This window comes from Bacillus sp. MYb78 (genome assembly GCF_002975115.1).
Lineage (GTDB): Bacteria > Bacillota > Bacilli > Bacillales > Bacillaceae_G > Bacillus_A > Bacillus_A cereus.
This window is the reverse complement of record NZ_PCOB01000001.1, coordinates 351,199-368,419: the sequence shown is the minus strand read 5'-3', so window position 1 is coordinate 368,419 and position 17,221 is coordinate 351,199. Positions and strand designations below refer to the sequence as shown.

The following is a 17,221-nucleotide window of genomic DNA, read 5'->3' as shown; positions in this document are numbered from 1 at the left end:
CGTTTTTTTGTTGAAGTATTAAATGAGGTGTTGTATATGGAGAATGAAATGCTGGAACGAGTAGAACAATTAGAAGAAAAGGTTAAGAGGTTAGAGGGAGAACTTGCAAGAACGGTGAAAGCTCGAAAAATAAGTACTGTTCGGATATTCGGGGAAGGGCTACTGTTTTTGATATTTGGTATGGTTGTAGTAGGGCCGATTATTGCCGTTGTAATCTCAATTTTTACTTGGCTTGCTGAAAAATAAAATAAAAATAAAAAGAACGCTTGTTCTGTACGAACAAACGTGCTATACTCTCCTTAGATAAACAAAACGGAAATGATTTTAAGGAGAGATAAATGATGAAAATGACAGTAGACCAAAGATTTATGATGCCAGCAGATGTTGTAGAGCGAGTAGAAGTATTACGAAACAAACAAAGCAAGCGTGGCACATTATTACAATCGGTAAACAAATTTTTCGGTTTAGATACGAAAGAAGATTGTGTTTGGTTTTACGGTTTTTATGGAGTGGCTGTAAGTATCTTGTTGTTTATGGTGTTCACTTCAAATATTTTCGATTTTCTCTTTGCGTAAGAAATATGCGATAAGGACATTGCTACCGAATACATATATAAGGAAGTAAGGTAATCTTCTAGAGCGGGAGTTGGTAGCAATGGCGATGTTTCCTATAGAGCGCAACTATATAGGATATGGAAGTTCACGACCGGGGATTCCTCTAACTAAAGTGAGATTTATTGTAAGCCATGATACGGGGAATCCTGGAAGCAATGCGATAGGAAATCGAGATTACTTTAATGAATTACAACCGAAAGCTTCGGCGCATACATTTATAGATGATAAAACAATATTGGAGATTATTCCTATAAATGAAGTTGCATATCATGTTCGATATGGTGTGCCGACGGATAATGACTTATACGGCTATGACGCGAATAAGGCGGCCATTGGAGTGGAACTTTGTTATGGCGGTGATGTTAACTTTTGGGAAGCATATAATCGTTTTACATGGTATCATGCGTATTTATGCCAAAATTTTGGCTTAAATCCGAAAAAAGATATCGTATCACATAAAACGCTTGATCCAGCTAGAAAGATTGATCCTGAGAATGTATTAGGGAAACAAGGTATTAAATTTCAGCAGTTTTTAGCAGATGTCTATCGGATGTACGTTTCGTTTAGATGACAAATATATGAAAAATGAATACAATAAAGATAGGTGCCTACTGCTGTAAGTAGGTTTTTTCTTGTTTTTATAAATAGTGTATTGGTAGAAGACTAGGAGTGGACGAGTATGCAGAAAGAAACAGTTATTATAATCGGAGGCGGTCCGTGCGGATTAGCGGCAGCGATTTCGTTGCAAAAGGTAGGGATAAATCCGTTAGTAATTGAAAAAGGAAACATTGTAAATGCCATTTATAATTATCCAACTCATCAAACATTTTTCTCTTCTAGTGAAAAATTAGAAATTGGTGATGTAGCTTTTATTACAGAAAATCGTAAGCCAGTTCGAAATCAAGCGCTTGCGTATTATCGTGAAGTAGTAAAACGTAAATCTGTACGTGTAAATGCTTTTGAGCGAGTGGAGAAAGTTCAAAACGATGGAGAAGTTTTTCAGGTTGAGACGACAAAGCGTGACGGAAGTAAAGAAATATATATAGCGAAATATATTGTTGTAGCAACTGGATATTATGATAATCCAAATTATATGAATGTTCCAGGTGAGGAATTGAAGAAAGTAGCTCACTATTTTAAAGAGGGGCATCCTTATTTTGATCGAGATGTAGTAGTTATAGGTGGGAAAAACTCGAGTGTAGATGCCGCGTTAGAACTTGTTAAAGCTGGTGCGCGTGTAACGGTACTGTATCGTGGAAGTGAGTATTCACCAAGCATAAAGCCTTGGATTTTGCCGGAATTTGAGGCGTTAGTACGAAACGACACAATTCAAATGCATTTCGGGGCTCATGTGAAAGAAATTACTGAGCATACATTAACGTTTACAGTTGATGGTGAAGATTTTACAATCCAAAATGATTTTGTATTTGCGATGACTGGTTATCATCCTGATCATAGCTTCTTAACAAAGATGGGTGTTAAGATTGATGAAGAAACAGGACGTCCAATTTATACAGAGGATAGAATGGAAACGAATGCTGAAAATATTTTCATTGCAGGTGTCATAGCTGCTGGAAATAATGCAAATGAAATATTTATCGAGAACGGTAGATTTCATGGAGATGCGATTGCACAAACTATTGCATCAAGAGAAAAATAAAAATGAGCTGTCGGGAAAACCTCGACAGCTCCTTTTTATTCGTGCATAAACATATTTTGAATGGATTCATGAGAATTTGTATTCTCTAATGCGACAAGTAATTTAATGCGTGCTTTTTGTGCATTTAAGCCGTATGTGAATACAATGCCCATATCTTTTAAGTGTTTACCGCCACCTTCATACGAATATACGTCTTGAACGATACCGTTGAAACAGCGAGAAACTAATACGACAGGAATACCTTTATTTAATAATCGTTCTAGACTAGGAAGTGTTCTTGGAGGTAGATTACCTTGTCCAAGCGCTTCGATAACAATACCGTCTACAGGAAGATTTTCGATTGCTGCTAATAATGTATCATCCATGCCGGCATATGCTTTTAGAACAACTACATTTTTAGATACTTTGTTTATCGTATATGTTTCGTGATGTACTAAAGCGTGATGGAAGACAACACCGCGTTTTGTTACCATTCCAATTGGTCCATATTGTGGGCTTTGGAATGTTGCGACATTACTTGTATGTGTTTTCGTTACATTTGTAGCGCAATGAATTTCGTCGTTTAATACGACTAAAACACCTTTTTCTGCAGCTTCATCACAACTAGCAACTTTTACAGCTGATAAGAAGTTATATAGACCATCAGCACCTAACTCATTGCTAGAGCGCATTGCACCTGTCACAACAATCGGAATGGTTGCTTGTACTGTTAAATCTAAGAAATAAGCTGTTTCTTCTAATGTATCCGTACCATGCGTAATGACTACGCCATGAATGTTGTCTTGTTTTACTCTTTCATCAATGATGACTTGTAATTGTAACATTTCGCTCGGTGTCATATGAGGAGATGGTAGATGGAACACATCTTCAACGATTAAATCAACATCACCTTCTAAATCAGGAATGAATTTTAAAAGAGGATTTTTTTCACCTGGTTGTACGACCCCAGTTTCTTTATCTTCCTCCATTGCAATTGTTCCACCTGTGTGTAAAACTAGGATTCTTTTCAATGCTTATACCCCTTTCAAGTAAAAAAATACATTTAGAACATAACATGTTTTGAGTAAATTCGACAATGGAAATGTATAAAAGTATGCCTCGAAAATGACAATAAAATTAACTGCTATATGTACGATGTATAAAATCACGAAACGAAATGTGCAAATATAGTATAGGAGGGGGCAATTATGTTGAAAAAGATGGAGAGAATTTTTATTCGTATATTAATAATACAATTCATTTGTCTTTCTGTTGTACAATTGTTATTTATACATAAGTCATCAGTGAAATATTTATCTAAAATTGTTTATTACGAAGGTGTCATGGTAAAAAATAAAGCAGAAATCTTGCAGGTGAATAGGTAGTTTTCATTTTCTTCTATGAAGGATTATGCTACAATAATTGAGGATTTAATGACGTGAAGCAAATGAAAAGAAGCAGGGTGAACACCTGCTTTTCGTTTTGTTTTATAAGTGAAAAAATGAGGTGTTACAATGGATAAACGAATTTCAATTGCTATAGATGGTCCAGCAGCTGCTGGGAAAAGTACAGTGGCAAAAGTTGTTGCGAAGGAACTTTCTTACGTTTATATTGATACAGGCGCGATGTACCGTACGCTTACATATGCAGCCCTTGAACAAAAAGTAGATATTGAAAATGAAGAACAGTTAATGGAAGTTGTAAAGAATGTAAATATTGAATTTCAACAAGGAGAAAATACGCAGCTTGTATTTTTGAATGGACAAGATGTTTCTGAAGTAATCCGTACACCTGATGTGACGAATCGAGTATCTATTGTAGCGAAGCATCGCCTTGTTCGTGAAGAAATGGTACGTCGTCAGCAAGAGTTAGCGAAAAAAGGCGGCGTTGTAATGGACGGCCGTGATATTGGTACACATGTATTACCGGATGCTGAAGTGAAAATCTTTATGCTTGCTTCTGTTGAAGAAAGAGCGGAAAGAAGGCATTTAGAAAATTTAAATAAAGGTTTCGATTCTAATTTAGAGCAGCTAAAAGAAGAAATTGCTCAGCGTGATAAATTAGATTCAGAACGCGAAGTTTCTCCACTAAAAAAGGCTGATGATGCATTGGAATTAGATACGACTTCTTTATCAATTGAAGAAGTTGTCCAAAAAATTATGAGTATTGTTTCAGGAGTGTTTGCGAAATAAAGAAAGGGGATAATCCTCTTTCTTTTTTTGTTGAAATAGAAATGTAAAGGATACGTGAATTGTGAGTCTCTTTCCTTGACAAATGAGCTGATTTGTAAGAAGTTAGTTAAAGAGGAATAAAACTGTCAGAATATATTCGCTATTATATTTCAAAACATACTTTTTTCAAGCTGGTTTTGCTGTATACTATTTATATAGGTTTAATATATTTTCTTGTGAATGGTATTGAAAAAGAGTATGTGATGAGAAATTCTTAAACATGCAAATGAAAACTTTGTTTTCATTTCGTATATACATAAAAAATGCTTTGTCAATTCTGTAGGGAGGTATTTCCATGGTAGAGAAAATGAATGAAGAAGTTATGGATTCAAAAGAATTACAAGTTGGTGACGTTGTTACAGGTTCTGTAACGAAAGTTGAAGAGAAACAAGTGCTTGTAAATGTTGGATACAAAACAGATGGCGTAATTCCAATTAGTGAATTAGCTAACGTTCATATTGAAAAAGCAAGCGATGTTGTAGAATTAGATCAAACACTAGAGTTGAAAATTATTAAATTAGAAGAAGATGATCTTGTCTTATCTAAACGTGCTGTTGATGCAGAAAAAGCATGGGTAGAATTACAAGAGAAATTTACTTCTGGTCATGTATTTGATGTTACTGTAAAAGATATTGTGAATGGCGGATTAGTTGTGGACCTTGGTGTTCGCGGTTTTATTCCAGCTTCACTTGTAGAAGTACATTATGTAGAAGACTTTACTGACTATAAAGGTAAAACATTAGCGGTGAAAATTGTTGAATTAGACCGTGAAAAAAATCGTGTAATCCTTTCGCATAAAGCGGTAGTAGAATTAGAACTAGATTCTAAGAAAAAAGAAGCAATTTCTTCATTAAAAGAAGGTGACGTTGTTGAAGGAACAGTGCAACGATTAACTGACTTTGGTGCTTTCGTTAACGTTGGTGGCGTGGACGGTTTAGTTCACATTTCACAAATTTCACACGAACGTGTAGAGCAACCTTCTGAAGTATTAGAGCAAGGTCAAAAGGTTAAGGTAAAGGTGTTATCTGTTGATGCTGATACACAACGTATTTCTTTATCAATTAAAGCGGCTCAACCAGGACCTTGGGAAAACGTTGCTGGCGAAATAAAAGCTGGAGATATTCGTGAGGGAGTAGTAAAACGCCTTGTTACATTTGGTGCATTCGTTGAGATTTTACCTGGCGTTGAAGGACTTGTACACGTATCTCAAATTGCAAATCGTCACGTGAAAAACCCGAATGAAGTATTGGAAATGGGACAAGAAGTAAAAGTGAAAGTACTTGAAGTTCACGTAGCAGAGAAACGTATTTCTTTAAGTATAAAAGAAGCGCTTGAGGAAAATAATGTAATTGAAGATTATAGTCAGTATGAGCCAAATGCTGATTCTGCTACTTTCCAATTAAGTGATATTATTGGTGAACAACTGAAAAAATTAAAGAAATAATGAGGGGTACAAGTGGTAAGGGCAAAACGTAAATTAGATCATATTGAATACGCTCTTTCTACTGGTCAGTCTCGTACGCATGGCTTTCATGATATTGATTTTGTGCATCAAAGCTTGCCAAATTCAAATTATGACACAATAACATGTGAAACAAAAATCGGCGAACTTTCACTAAGTTCGCCGATTTTTATCAATGCGATGACTGGTGGCGGAGGAGAGAAAACGTTACATATTAATGAGCAATTAGCATATGTAGCGAAACAGCATAACCTTGCTATGGCTGTAGGGTCGCAAATGGCGGCGTTAAAAGATGAAAATGAGGCTGCTTCTTATAAGGTGATTAGAAAGGTAAACCCGAATGGTATTTTCTTTGCTAATTTAGGTAGTGAGGCAACTATCGAGCAGGCAGAGCGTGCCGTTGATATGATTGAAGCGAATGCATTGCAAATTCATTTAAATGTCATACAAGAGTTAACGATGCCAGAAGGAGACCGTGACTTTACTGGTGTACTTCAGCGCATAGAGAAAATTGTTTTAAATAGTAAAATTCCTGTCATTGTAAAAGAAGTTGGATTTGGGATGAGCAAGGAAACAATGCAACAGTTAGCGAACGTAGGTGTAACGGCAATTGATATTGGTGGGCAAGGTGGTACGAATTTTGCTGCTGTTGAAAATGAAAGAAGACAGCGAATGCTTTCTTATTTTAATAACTGGGGCATACAAACAGCAACCTCGATTATTGAAGCAACCTCTACAAATAATAACCTCTCTTTTATTGCATCAGGGGGTATACAGACAGCGCTTGACGTAGCGAAAGCAATCGCATTAGGGGCGAATACAACTGCGTTTGCTGGTTACTTTTTACGTATTTTAATGCAAGATGGTATCGAGAAATTAGTGGATGAAATTGAGCTTCTACATACAGATTTGAAATTTATTATGACAGCTCTTGGTGCGAAGACGATAGAAGAGTTGCAATCTGTACCTCTTGTTGTAAAAGGTGAAACATATCATTGGTTAATGCAGCGTGGTATTGATACTGCGCATTATAGTAGGAGATAAAAAATCAACCGTTCGGTTGATTTTTTTGTTTTGTTTTCTTTCTCGTAATATAAAATGGAATTGGTATTTTATAAAAATTGTAATTGAAAAAAGGTTAAAAAATGAAGATGATTAGTTACTAGATTTTTGGAGAGGGCTGGATTTTCTAAAGGAAATAGGTGGAGGTAAAAAAAGTGATAGGAGGATATAGTACACAAAATATTATTTCAATATAAATAAAAATCATTAAAATGATTATGTAAAAGACGGTTTCGTACAATATCGAAACCGTCTTTTTGTATTCATTAGTGCTGGTTTTGTTTTCGAGCCTGCTCTGGTGTATCAAGTCCAGTTGCACCTGGATATTGTAGTGATTGATCACGATCAGATTCAACGCGGCGTGATTCTCGTAGTTTTCGTTCTTGGCGATCTTTACCCATAATGAATAACACCTCCTTGTTAAAAGTGTTGCTGTTATAAGAAAAAACTATGCGTAAATAAAGTGGATTAACTTTCATAAAAAATTCCCATAATGGAAAACATAGGAGGTGAAGTAGATGGATGGAAGTACTTTTTATTTTATAGCTTGGATAGGGTGGGTTGTCGTAACCTTTTTTATGAAAAAGGACCATATTCGGTGGAAGTTAGGCGCTTGTATATTGATTTTTATAATTTGCTCTCCGTTACATGTAACGATCGCCTCATTCATGGTATCAGTAAATGCTCTTTTACTTTGTATTATTTCTTTTATAGGGATCGCGCTGTATTCTGTTTGGAAAAAATTATATAGCTTACTTTCGGCACTTATTATTGCGATGTTATATACAAGTTTTCATCTGTTAGAGATATATGATCCGATTTGGATTGTGGTGGATAGAGTGTTTCTGCTAAGTAGTGCTCTTGTGTATGCATCGGTGTTATTGCATGGGGATCGCATATTACGATTATGTTCCCTATATGTAGGGATGTTACAAGGAGAGTTGCTAGTGACATTTATTTTTCGGAAATTGAATTTTCCATATGATTACGGTAGTTTAGCATTTTTTGATATCGTCGCCGTTTCTACATTATTCATGGCAGTATTGTTTTGGATTGCAAAAGCATCAGTATACATGGAACAGTTTAAGAGAAAAACACGTAAAAGAAAGGCGAGGGTAATACATGACTGAATATACACCAGCCATTTTATGCGGCGTAATAGCGGGGACAGTTACAAGGGTGTTAATGCTTCGGACGGATACACGGCAATATCCGACGAGGCTACATGGAAAGATTATTCATATTGCAATGGGGTTAATTGCAGCAGCTTTAGGAGCGATTGCAATCCCATCTATTTTGAAAAAAGATTTTTCTGCCATTACATTTCTTACGTTAGCAGCGACACAATTTCGTGATGTACGTAATATGGAAAGAAATACACTTCAACAATTAGATGGATATGAGCTCGTACCGCGTGGAAATACGTACATTGAAGGGATTGCATTGGTTTTTGAAAGTCGCAACTATTTGGCGATGTTAACGTCGTTTGCAACGACGTTTGCGTATATAGGGTTCCGTTCATGGATTGCTGGAGTAATTATGGCTATAATCGCATTTTTTATTGCGAAAAAATTAATGTCTGGTAGAAGGCTCCATGACCTTGTAGATATTGAGCATGTTCCGCTGCGTTTTGAAGGAGCAGGGCTTTATATCGATAATATTTATATTATGAATATTGGATTGCCGGTGAGGCAAGAAGAGATTATGAAATATGGCATGGGGTTTATATTAAAACCGAAATCCATTGATGCGATGGTGACAATCTCAAATTTAGGGCAACGGCAAGCTATTTTACACGATGTTTCGGTGGCGTTAGGGATTTATAGAGATTCTGGTACACCAGCGCTTGTACCGTTAGCAAAGCGTGATTTAGAGGATGGCAGGGTTGGGATTTTTGTCTTACCGCAAGATCAAGATGCAGAGAAAGCGATAAGTGTCATAGGAAATGTACCAACGTTAGAAAGTGCTGTCCATATGTCATCGGAAGCCCCGAAAGGAAGGGGAGATAAGAGATGATGTTAGAAAGCGTTATCCTGGCAGTTATTACAACAGCGCCAGAAAAATTTGCAGGTGGTGCTCCTTTATTTGTTTGTGAGTCGATGGAGGAACTAGAATTCGTTGCAAATAATTTAGAGGCAATTTTAGATGGTATTGCGCATCGCTTACAAGAGAATGTATATATTATTGTGAAACATTAGGAACGTGTGTTATAATGTGAGGTGTTTTGATACGTTGAGAAATATTCTGGAATGCAAATCCCTTCTTGCACAAAGAAGGGTTTTTTACATAATAAACAGAAGCAAGTTGAAAGGATGAAAGTATATGCCGAAACCAGTAATAGCAATAGTAGGCCGCCCGAACGTAGGAAAATCTACTATTTTCAATAGAATAGTTGGAGAAAGAGTTTCAATCGTAGAAGATATCCCAGGTATAACTCGAGACCGTATTTATAGTGCGGGAGAATGGTTAAATCATGAGTTTAACATTATTGATACAGGTGGAATTGATATTGGAGACGAGCCGTTCTTGACACAAATTCGTCAACAGGCGGAAGTTGCGATTGATGAAGCAGATGTTATCATTTTTATGACGAATGGTCGCGATGGTGTAACTGCAGCGGATGAAGAAGTTGCTAAAATTTTGTATCGTTCTAAAAAACCAATTGTACTTGCGGTAAATAAAGTTGATAATCCAGAAATGCGTAGTGATATTTATGATTTTTATTCATTAGGATTTGGCGAGCCATTCCCGATTTCAGGTACACACGGTTTAGGACTTGGTGATTTGTTAGATGAAGCTGCAAATCATTTTCCAAAGATTGAAGAAGAAGCGTATGACGATGAAACAATCCGTTTCTCTTTAATTGGACGTCCAAACGTAGGGAAATCATCGCTTGTAAATGCACTTCTTGGTCAAGAACGTGTAATTGTAAGTAATATCGCAGGAACGACGCGTGATGCTGTCGATACACCATATAGTAAAGATGATCAAGATTATGTAATCATCGATACAGCTGGTATGCGTAAAAAAGGAAAAGTATATGAAAGTACAGAAAAGTATAGTGTACTTCGTGCACTTAGAGCGATTGAACGTTCTGACGTTGTTTTAGTTGTTTTAGACGGAGAAGAAGGAATTATTGAGCAAGATAAAAAAATCGCTGGATATGCTCATGATTCAGGACGAGCTGTTATTATCGTTGTAAACAAATGGGATGCAGTGAAAAAAGATGAAAAAACAATGAAAGCATTTGAAGAAAACATTCGTGCTCATTTCCAATTCTTGGATTATGCACCGATTGTATTCTTATCTGCAAAAACGAAAAAACGTACACAAACGTTATTACCGGTTATCAATGAGGTAAATGAAAGCCATAGTATCCGTGTACAAACAAACGTATTAAACGATGTAATTATGGATGCGGTAGCGATGAATCCAACACCGACTCATAATGGTAGCCGTCTGAAAATCTTCTATGCGACACAGGTTGCGGTAAAACCACCGACATTTGTTGTGTTTGTAAACGATACAGAATTAATGCACTTTTCATATGAGCGCTTCTTAAAGAATCGTTTACGTGAAGCGTTCGGTTTTGTAGGAACGCCGATTCACATTATTGCTCGAGCAAGAGACTAATGGAGAGGATGTGATTTTATGACAAAAATCACAGTAGTAGGAGCAGGTAGCTGGGGAACAGCGTTAGCGATGGTATTAGCTGACAATGGACATGATGTACGTATTTGGGGAAATCGCTCAGAACTTATGGATGAAATGAATACGAAACATGAGAATAGTCGATATCTCCCAGGCATTACATTGCCAAGCACAATCGTAGCCTACTCTTCTTTAGAAGAAGCATTAGTAGATGTAAATACAGTACTGCTAGTAGTACCGACGAAAGCGTACAGAGATGTATTACAAGAGATGAAAGAAATTGTTACAGAACCGATTACTTGGATTCATGCGAGTAAAGGGATTGAACCTGGTACGTCAAAACGTATTTCGGAAGTAATCGAGGAAGAAATTCCAGAGAACTTAATTAAAGATGTTGTTGTATTGTCTGGACCGAGTCATGCTGAAGAAGTTGGTTTACGACAAGCGACAACAGTTACGTCTGCAGCAAAGCGTATGGAAGCGGCTGAGGAAGTACAAGATTTATTTATGAATAGTTATTTCCGTGTATACACAAATCCAGATATCGTTGGAGTTGAACTTGGTGGTGCGTTAAAAAATATTATCGCATTAGCTGCTGGTATAACTGATGGTCTTGGATTAGGTGATAATGCAAAAGCGGCATTGATGACACGTGGTTTAACAGAGATTGCTCGTTTAGGAAGAAAAATGGGCGGGAATCCGTTAACGTTTGCTGGTCTAACTGGTATGGGAGACTTAATTGTAACTTGTACAAGTGTTCATAGCCGAAATTGGCGCGCTGGAAATATGCTTGGAAAAGGACATTCTTTAGAAGAAGTGTTAGAAAGCATGGGTATGGTTGTGGAAGGTGTAAGAACAACGAAAGCTGCTCATGAATTGGCAGAGAAAATGGAAGTTGAAATGCCGATTACAGCTGCTTTATATGACGTGCTGTTCAATGGGAATAACGTAAAAGATGCGGTAGGCTCATTAATGGGACGTGTTCGAAAACATGAAGTGGAAGCTATACCTGACTTACTGTAAAGAAAAGCGACAGAAGTACATTTGTACTTCTGTCGCTTTTTTATTTTATGGGTCTTTTCACCATTTATTTATTTTTGCATAGGATGAAGAGTAACTTGAGGAGAGGGTGAAAAGAATGGATAATAACATTTTTAATAATATTGAGAAGGAAGCGAAAGTAAATAAAGAGGATATTTTTAAATTAGCATCATCCGTGCAAAATGCGAATTTACGTGATGAAACTGTACTTCGTCAATTGATTCATCAAGTGGCTCTTATGGCGGGACGTGAAGTGCCGAAAGAGCAAGAGGATCAAATTGTAAAAGCAATTATTAATAATAATATGCCAGCGGATTTTGGCTCGTTAAGCAAAATGTTTAAAAAATAAATTATGAGAAACAAAGAGTTTGTAGATTGCATATGATAGCCATGAAAGAATGGGAATAGAGCTGTTTTTGGGCATATTTGGTCAACCGAAGCGAGAGATATAATCGCTTCGGTTTTATTTTTATCTAGATTGGTGGAAGATGCTGAAAAACCTATTGATTAAAGTTACATATTTGCGATTTGTAGTAAAATGTTCTTTTTGTATTTGTTTAAAGATTTTAATTTGTTAAAATAGTATAAAAATAGATTAATAAAAAGGGGTGTGTATATGTCAGAAGGGCTTATGAAAATGTGGTTGGCTTTAGGGGCAATTGGATTTATGTTTTTTGCAGTAAGTTTTATTTTATTAAGTAGACATAAAATAAAGAATAAATTTTTGAAAGGGATTACAGCGTTAGTAGCGTACACCCTTATGGTTGTGTCAGGAATTGTTATTTTTCTTGTTGTATTTAGTGGACCTGTACAGCAGTAAATGGAATGGTCTCGAAAATACTACATACGGAGCAAGTTATATTAGTATGAAAAGGTGATGCTAGTGAAAAAAGTCCATATTATTTTAATATTTTGTTGTATGAGCCTTTTAACGGGGTGTCTGTATCCGAAAGAAAATATGAAGCAAAATGCGGTTCCTTATGAAGATCAGCTACAGGTTGTTCAAAAAGCTGTTGTGACATTTAAGGAGCAAAATGATGGGATATTGCCAATTAAGACGAGGGATATGAGTACACCTATTTATCAAAAGTATCCAATCGATTTTCAACAGATTGCTCCGCGTTACATACAAGAAGCGCCAGGGAATGCATATGAAAGTGGAGGAGTATATCAATACGTATTAATAGACGTTGAAACAAATCCAACAGTAAAGTTAATTGATGTTAGGATGGCTGAACAAATTCAGGAATTATCTTTAAAACTTAGGATGTATCGTGATGAACATCAATATCCACCTTTTAAAAAAGTAATTTCAGATGGTGTATATGAATTGGATTTCAAAAAACTAGGATATAAAGATGTGCCACAAGTGACAAGTCCATATTCTGGTAAAGGGCTTCCTTTTGTAATTAATGAAAAAGGAGAAGTTTTTGTTGATTATAGAATCGACTTATATGACGCTTTGAAAAAAAATGAAGGGCAGTTTACGGAGGGAGAAGATATTCGAAATATACTTTCGAAAGGTTCCCCGTTTGTACCAGCTTATTCTTTACCGTACACAGTAAAGAACGGAGAACCAATTTTTTTAAAATCATAAGTCATGAACCTTTCTTTTAGTGAATAAGTTCTAGAAGAAAGGTTTTTTATGTTATACAACTTACGATGCAAACAAAAGATATTTTTTAATAGTCATATGAAATTGGACAAAATTATATGATATATTGTCCGAACTTCTAGAATACCATTATATTATATCAGATATTATAGGCAACGTTAGAGAAGGTATTAGTTGACTATAAACGCGGAATTATTCCCAAAAATTTTGAGGGAGGGAATCACTTGGAAAAGGTAGATATTTTTAAAGATATTGCAGAACGAACAGGCGGTGATATTTATTTTGGAGTTGTAGGAGCTGTTCGAACAGGGAAATCAACATTCATTAAAAAATTTATGGAACTTGTAGTTATTCCAAATATTGAGAATGAGTCTGACCGTCAAAGAGCGCAGGATGAATTGCCTCAAAGTGCTGCTGGTCGTACAATTATGACGACGGAACCGAAGTTTGTTCCAAACCAAGCGGTTTCTATCGAAGTAGATGAAGGACTTGAAGTGAACATTCGATTAGTAGATTGTGTTGGATATACGGTTCCAGGAGCGAAGGGCTATGAAGATGAGAATGGCCCGCGCATGATTAATACCCCTTGGTATGAAGAACCTATTCCATTCCATGAAGCTGCAGAAATCGGCACGCGTAAAGTAATTCAAGAACATTCAACAATTGGTGTTGTAATTACAACAGATGGAACAATTGGTGAAATTCCAAGAAGAGATTATATAGAGGCAGAAGAACGCGTTGTAAATGAGTTGAAAGAAGTAGGAAAACCTTTCATTATGATAATTAATACGGTACAGCCGTATCATCCAGATACAGAGCAATTACGCCAAAGTTTATCAGAAGAATATGATATCCCGGTTATTGCAATGAGTGTGGAGAGTTTAAGAGAAACAGATGTATATAATGTACTTCGTGAAGCGCTATTTGAATTCCCTGTATTAGAAGTGAATGTGAACCTTCCGAGCTGGGTAATGGTGCTAAATGAAGGGCATTGGTTGCGTCAAAGTTATCAAGAAGCAGTTCAAGAAACTGTGAAGGATATAAAACGTCTTCGTGATGTGGATCGCGTTGTTTGGCAGTTTAGTCAATATGAATTTATTGATCGAGCGAGCCTAGCTGGCATTGATATGGGGCAAGGTGTGGCGGAGATTGATTTATATGCGCCAGATGAATTATATGATCAGATTTTAAAAGAAGTAGTAGGAGTAGAAATTCGAGGGAAAGATCATTTATTGAAGCTTATGCTCGATTTATCTCATGCGAAAATAGAATACGACCAAGTGGCAGATGCATTGCGTATGGTTAAGCAAACAGGATATGGTGTAGCAGCCCCTGCGCTAGCGGATATGAGCTTAGATGAGCCAGAAATTATTCGTCATGGTTCAAGGTTTGGTGTGAAGTTAAAAGCGGTAGCGCCATCTATTCATATGATTAAAGTAGATGTAGAGTCAACGTTTGAGCCGATCATTGGTACTGAAAAGCAAAGTGAAGAATTAGTTCGTTATTTAATGCAAGATTTTGAAGATGACCCGTTATCAATTTGGAATTCTGATATATTTGGACGTTCGCTTAGCTCGATTGTTCGAGAAGGAATTCAGGCGAAATTATCTTTAATGCCAGAAAATGCTAGATATAAATTAAAAGAAACGCTAGAAAGAATTATTAATGAAGGATCTGGCGGATTAATTGCGATTATACTATAAGAAAAATCCCTCTCACTGTAGAGGGATTTTTTGTTTTTTCGATTATAAAATAGAAAAATAAACAGTCATTATCTAATACATTGTTGTAAATTGTCAAGTTTCATCAGATTTTCACATTTTCAGAGTAACAATTTCCTTAAAAATATTGAATTATAAAGGAGAATCGTATAATATAGGCGTTGATAATGATTTATCTACATCTTTGTAGTATAGAATTTGTAAAAATTGCCTACAAATGAAAGTAAGACTCATTTTATGATCATTATACAGTCTTATCTTTGGGAGGAGGTGAATGGCATGAACAAGACAGATTTAATCAATGCTGTTGCAGAAGCAAGTTCCCTTTCTAAAAAGGACGCAACAAAAGCAGTAGACGCTGTTTTTGATTCTATCTTAGAAGCTTTAAAACAAGGTGATAAAGTACAACTGATCGGATTCGGTAACTTCGAAGTTCGTGAGCGTGCGGCTCGTAAAGGTCGTAACCCACAAACAGGTGAGGAGATTGAAATCGCTGCAAGTAAAGTACCTGCATTCAAACCTGGTAAAGCGTTAAAAGATGCGGTTAAATAATCCTTACATATTAACAGGGAAGAAGAGTTTCCTTTTTGGGAACTCTTCTTTTTGCTTTTAAAAACATAAATATGCTAGAATGTGTTCGTATCACTTTTAGGTTTTCGGGAGGGCTAGCGGATGGCAAAAGTTAATTTAGAACAAATTGAACATGCAGTACGCCTTATTTTAGAGGCGATTGGGGATGATCCAAATCGTGAGGGAGTACTTGATACGCCAAAGCGTGTTGCAAAAATGTACGCAGAAGTGTTCTCAGGTATGCATGAAGATCCGAAAGAGCATTTGCATAAAGTATTCGGAGAAGATCACGAAGAGCTTGTACTAGTAAAAGATATACCATTTTATTCGATGTGTGAGCATCATTTAGTTCCATTCTATGGAGTTGCTCACGTTGCATATATTCCGCAAGGTGGAAAGGTGACAGGGTTAAGTAAATTAGCTCGTACTGTAGATACAATTGCACGTCGTCCACAACTGCAAGAACGTATTACATCAACAGTAGCCAACTCTATTATGGAAGTACTAGAGCCTCATGGTGTAATGGTAGTAGTAGAAGCAGAACATATGTGTATGACGATGCGTGGTGTGAAAAAACCAGGTGCGAAAACAGTAACGACAGCAGTGCGTGGTGTGCTTGAAAATGATGCTGCAGCGCGCAGTGAAATTTTATCGTTTATTAAAGCGAAGTAAAGAAAAGCGGGAAACTGCTTTTCTTTTTTTTTTTTAGTAAATAAATGATATAGTTTTAGCTAGACAGAGTGAGATTAGAAAGATTGCTTACATGAATGGTAGGTGTAGCCAAGTTTTGGTTATAGAAAATAGAGTGTATGTGTTATAATAAGTTTTATGAATTAGAAAACAAGGGTGATTTTTTGTGTGTGACATCTACGGAGGGTATGCGGGTATAAAAGAGAAATTGATGGAGAAATTACGCCATCCTTATTTTATAAACTATATTGAAGAACCATTTATTGATGAAGAAAAGATAGCATTGTTATATGGTGCTTTAAAGAGTGCAAACTTACATATAGAACAAATTGAGCATTACGTAGTAACAATTATGCTTGTACAAATTGCGCTTGATACGCATGAAAGGGTATCAAATAAAGCAGGCGAGGAAGAGATTGAATTCCATAAATGTCGTCAATTAACAGTACTTGCAGGCGATTACTATAGTGGACTATATTATTATTTATTGTCTATGAATCGTGATATTGTTTTAATTCGTGCACTTGCTGAAGGAATTAAAGAGATAAATGAACACAAAATTATGTTATACCAAAAAGCGCATGAAACGACGGATGACATAATGAAAAGCGTAGTAACGATTGAGTCTGCGCTCCTTCAAAAAACATGTGATCATTTTCATTTATCACATTGGAAGCCATTTATCACATACGTATTAGGTGGAAATCGCCTTCAAAAAGAAATTCAATTGTATGCTGATAAACAACATTCACCTGTTTTTCAAGCGGTGCAAGATGCTTTAGGGGATAAAGCAGAAGTAGTGATTAATGGTTGGATGATGGAATTGAGAAAGAAAGAAAAACAATTTTTAGAAAATCACACAGACGTAAGTGAAATAAATTCTGTGTTAAGGGATAAATAGAAGACATAAGCAATTTTACATTGG

General features: G+C 36.2%; 22 protein-coding genes. 20 read left to right on the top strand and 2 right to left on the bottom strand.

Annotation, left to right across the window (positions count from 1 at the left end):
• The first annotated feature begins 36 nt into the window (after positions 1-36).
• The 4 genes from CQ064_RS01950 to CQ064_RS01935 all read left to right on the top strand — a co-directional run bounded on the left by CQ064_RS01950 (position 37) and on the right by CQ064_RS01935 (position 2,274).
• Positions 37-246, top strand: a complete 210-nt coding sequence (locus CQ064_RS01950; protein ID WP_000426766.1) for a hypothetical protein — start codon at positions 37-39, stop codon at positions 244-246.
• 92 nt (positions 247-338) lie between these two features.
• Positions 339-575, top strand: coding sequence for a DUF3961 domain-containing protein (locus CQ064_RS01945; protein ID WP_001983018.1), 237 nt, complete (start codon positions 339-341; stop codon positions 573-575).
• Positions 576-654: 79 nt separating this feature from the next.
• Positions 655-1,185: a peptidoglycan recognition protein family protein gene (locus CQ064_RS01940; protein ID WP_001240655.1), complete on the top strand. Its 531-nt coding sequence runs from the start codon at positions 655-657 to the stop codon at positions 1,183-1,185.
• A gap of 108 nt (positions 1,186-1,293) precedes the next feature.
• Positions 1,294-2,274: a YpdA family putative bacillithiol disulfide reductase gene (locus tag CQ064_RS01935; RefSeq protein WP_001168518.1), complete on the top strand. Its 981-nt coding sequence runs from the start codon at positions 1,294-1,296 to the stop codon at positions 2,272-2,274.
• A gap of 35 nt (positions 2,275-2,309) precedes the next feature.
• On the opposite strand, the gene ansA is transcribed toward CQ064_RS01935, so the two are convergent.
• A complete protein-coding gene (gene ansA / locus CQ064_RS01930) occupies positions 2,310-3,284 on the bottom strand; it encodes an asparaginase (protein WP_000822009.1) in 975 nt (324 codons plus the stop codon).
• 180 nt (positions 3,285-3,464) lie between these two features.
• On the opposite strand from ansA, the gene CQ064_RS33280 reads away from it, so the two are divergent.
• The 4 genes from CQ064_RS33280 (at position 3,465) to CQ064_RS01910 (ending at position 6,990) form a co-directional block, all read left to right on the top strand.
• Entirely contained in the window at positions 3,465-3,638 is a 174-nt protein-coding gene (locus tag CQ064_RS33280) for a YpfB family protein (RefSeq protein WP_023521499.1), read from the top strand.
• A 129-nt stretch (positions 3,639-3,767) separates the two neighbouring features.
• On the top strand, positions 3,768-4,445 hold the full coding sequence (gene cmk, locus CQ064_RS01920; protein ID WP_000361252.1) for a (d)CMP kinase: 678 nt from the start codon (positions 3,768-3,770) through the stop codon (positions 4,443-4,445).
• A gap of 334 nt (positions 4,446-4,779) precedes the next feature.
• Positions 4,780-5,928: a 30S ribosomal protein S1 gene (gene rpsA, locus CQ064_RS01915; protein WP_000229558.1), complete on the top strand. Its 1,149-nt coding sequence runs from the start codon at positions 4,780-4,782 to the stop codon at positions 5,926-5,928.
• Positions 5,929-5,940: 12 nt separating this feature from the next.
• On the top strand, positions 5,941-6,990 hold the full coding sequence (locus CQ064_RS01910; RefSeq protein WP_000251040.1) for a type 2 isopentenyl-diphosphate Delta-isomerase: 1,050 nt from the start codon (positions 5,941-5,943) through the stop codon (positions 6,988-6,990).
• Positions 6,991-7,274: 284 nt separating this feature from the next.
• On the opposite strand, the gene CQ064_RS33100 is transcribed toward CQ064_RS01910, so the two are convergent.
• Entirely contained in the window at positions 7,275-7,409 is a 135-nt protein-coding gene (locus CQ064_RS33100; protein ID WP_000513900.1) for a YpzI family protein, read from the bottom strand.
• Between the two features lie 117 nt (positions 7,410-7,526).
• On the opposite strand from CQ064_RS33100, the gene CQ064_RS01900 reads away from it, so the two are divergent.
• From CQ064_RS01900 to CQ064_RS01845, 12 genes are all read left to right on the top strand, one after another.
• Positions 7,527-8,138 carry a YphA family membrane protein gene (locus tag CQ064_RS01900; RefSeq protein ID WP_002093921.1) on the top strand — a complete coding sequence of 204 codons (612 nt, stop codon included), beginning with the start codon at positions 7,527-7,529 and terminating at the stop codon, positions 8,136-8,138.
• Positions 8,131-9,024 (top strand): YIEGIA family protein, encoded by an 894-nt coding sequence (locus tag CQ064_RS01895; protein WP_000141599.1) that lies wholly within the window; start codon positions 8,131-8,133, stop codon positions 9,022-9,024. Before CQ064_RS01900 ends, CQ064_RS01895 begins: the two co-directional genes overlap by 8 nt.
• Complete coding sequence (locus CQ064_RS01890; protein ID WP_000979048.1) at positions 9,021-9,206, top strand: capping complex subunit for YIEGIA; 186 nt, start codon at positions 9,021-9,023, stop codon at positions 9,204-9,206. The genes CQ064_RS01895 and CQ064_RS01890 overlap by 4 nt, the downstream gene beginning before the upstream one ends.
• A gap of 124 nt (positions 9,207-9,330) precedes the next feature.
• Positions 9,331-10,641, top strand: coding sequence for a ribosome biogenesis GTPase Der (gene der, locus CQ064_RS01885; RefSeq protein WP_001125890.1), 1,311 nt, complete (start codon positions 9,331-9,333; stop codon positions 10,639-10,641).
• An 18-nt stretch (positions 10,642-10,659) separates the two neighbouring features.
• The gene (locus tag CQ064_RS01880; protein WP_000161783.1) at positions 10,660-11,682 is read left to right on the top strand and encodes an NAD(P)H-dependent glycerol-3-phosphate dehydrogenase; all 1,023 of its coding nucleotides are present in this window, start codon (positions 10,660-10,662) and stop codon (positions 11,680-11,682) included.
• A 115-nt stretch (positions 11,683-11,797) separates the two neighbouring features.
• On the top strand, positions 11,798-12,049 hold the full coding sequence (locus CQ064_RS01875; protein ID WP_000369753.1) for a stage VI sporulation protein F: 252 nt from the start codon (positions 11,798-11,800) through the stop codon (positions 12,047-12,049).
• A gap of 267 nt (positions 12,050-12,316) precedes the next feature.
• Positions 12,317-12,520, top strand: a complete 204-nt coding sequence (locus tag CQ064_RS01870; protein ID WP_001289005.1) for a DUF2768 domain-containing protein — start codon at positions 12,317-12,319, stop codon at positions 12,518-12,520.
• A 63-nt stretch (positions 12,521-12,583) separates the two neighbouring features.
• On the top strand, positions 12,584-13,297 hold the full coding sequence (locus CQ064_RS01865; protein ID WP_000755480.1) for a hypothetical protein: 714 nt from the start codon (positions 12,584-12,586) through the stop codon (positions 13,295-13,297).
• Between the two features lie 242 nt (positions 13,298-13,539).
• Entirely contained in the window at positions 13,540-15,018 is a 1,479-nt protein-coding gene (gene spoIVA / locus CQ064_RS01860; RefSeq protein ID WP_000416519.1) for a stage IV sporulation protein A, read from the top strand.
• Positions 15,019-15,315: 297 nt separating this feature from the next.
• Positions 15,316-15,588: an HU family DNA-binding protein gene (locus CQ064_RS01855; protein WP_001043860.1), complete on the top strand. Its 273-nt coding sequence runs from the start codon at positions 15,316-15,318 to the stop codon at positions 15,586-15,588.
• 120 nt (positions 15,589-15,708) lie between these two features.
• Positions 15,709-16,278, top strand: coding sequence for a GTP cyclohydrolase I FolE (gene folE / locus CQ064_RS01850; RefSeq protein WP_001151481.1), 570 nt, complete (start codon positions 15,709-15,711; stop codon positions 16,276-16,278).
• Between the two features lie 184 nt (positions 16,279-16,462).
• Complete coding sequence (locus tag CQ064_RS01845) at positions 16,463-17,197, top strand: heptaprenyl diphosphate synthase component 1 (RefSeq protein WP_000332853.1); 735 nt, start codon at positions 16,463-16,465, stop codon at positions 17,195-17,197.
• Positions 17,198-17,221 lie beyond the last annotated feature (24 nt).

Excerpts from the sequence above, each read along its gene's own strand:
- CQ064_RS01950 (WP_000426766.1), top strand. The coding sequence starts at position 37 with ATGGAGAATGAAATGCTGGAACGAGTAGAACAATTAGAAGAAAAGGTT.
- CQ064_RS01945 (WP_001983018.1), top strand. The coding sequence starts at position 339 with ATGATGAAAATGACAGTAGACCAAAGATTTATGATGCCAGCAGATGTT.
- CQ064_RS01940 (WP_001240655.1), top strand. The coding sequence starts at position 655 with ATGGCGATGTTTCCTATAGAGCGCAACTATATAGGATATGGAAGTTCA.
- CQ064_RS01935 (WP_001168518.1), top strand. The coding sequence starts at position 1,294 with ATGCAGAAAGAAACAGTTATTATAATCGGAGGCGGTCCGTGCGGATTA.
- cmk (WP_000361252.1), top strand. The coding sequence starts at position 3,768 with ATGGATAAACGAATTTCAATTGCTATAGATGGTCCAGCAGCTGCTGGG.
- rpsA (WP_000229558.1), top strand. The coding sequence starts at position 4,780 with ATGGTAGAGAAAATGAATGAAGAAGTTATGGATTCAAAAGAATTACAA.
- CQ064_RS33100 (WP_000513900.1), bottom strand. The coding sequence starts at position 7,409 with ATGGGTAAAGATCGCCAAGAACGAAAACTACGAGAATCACGCCGCGTT.
- CQ064_RS01900 (WP_002093921.1), top strand. The coding sequence starts at position 7,527 with ATGGATGGAAGTACTTTTTATTTTATAGCTTGGATAGGGTGGGTTGTC.
- CQ064_RS01895 (WP_000141599.1), top strand. The coding sequence starts at position 8,131 with ATGACTGAATATACACCAGCCATTTTATGCGGCGTAATAGCGGGGACA.
- CQ064_RS01890 (WP_000979048.1), top strand. The coding sequence starts at position 9,021 with ATGATGTTAGAAAGCGTTATCCTGGCAGTTATTACAACAGCGCCAGAA.
- der (WP_001125890.1), top strand. The coding sequence starts at position 9,331 with ATGCCGAAACCAGTAATAGCAATAGTAGGCCGCCCGAACGTAGGAAAA.
- CQ064_RS01880 (WP_000161783.1), top strand. The coding sequence starts at position 10,660 with ATGACAAAAATCACAGTAGTAGGAGCAGGTAGCTGGGGAACAGCGTTA.
- CQ064_RS01875 (WP_000369753.1), top strand. The coding sequence starts at position 11,798 with ATGGATAATAACATTTTTAATAATATTGAGAAGGAAGCGAAAGTAAAT.
- CQ064_RS01870 (WP_001289005.1), top strand. The coding sequence starts at position 12,317 with ATGTCAGAAGGGCTTATGAAAATGTGGTTGGCTTTAGGGGCAATTGGA.
- CQ064_RS01855 (WP_001043860.1), top strand. The coding sequence starts at position 15,316 with ATGAACAAGACAGATTTAATCAATGCTGTTGCAGAAGCAAGTTCCCTT.
- folE (WP_001151481.1), top strand. The coding sequence starts at position 15,709 with ATGGCAAAAGTTAATTTAGAACAAATTGAACATGCAGTACGCCTTATT.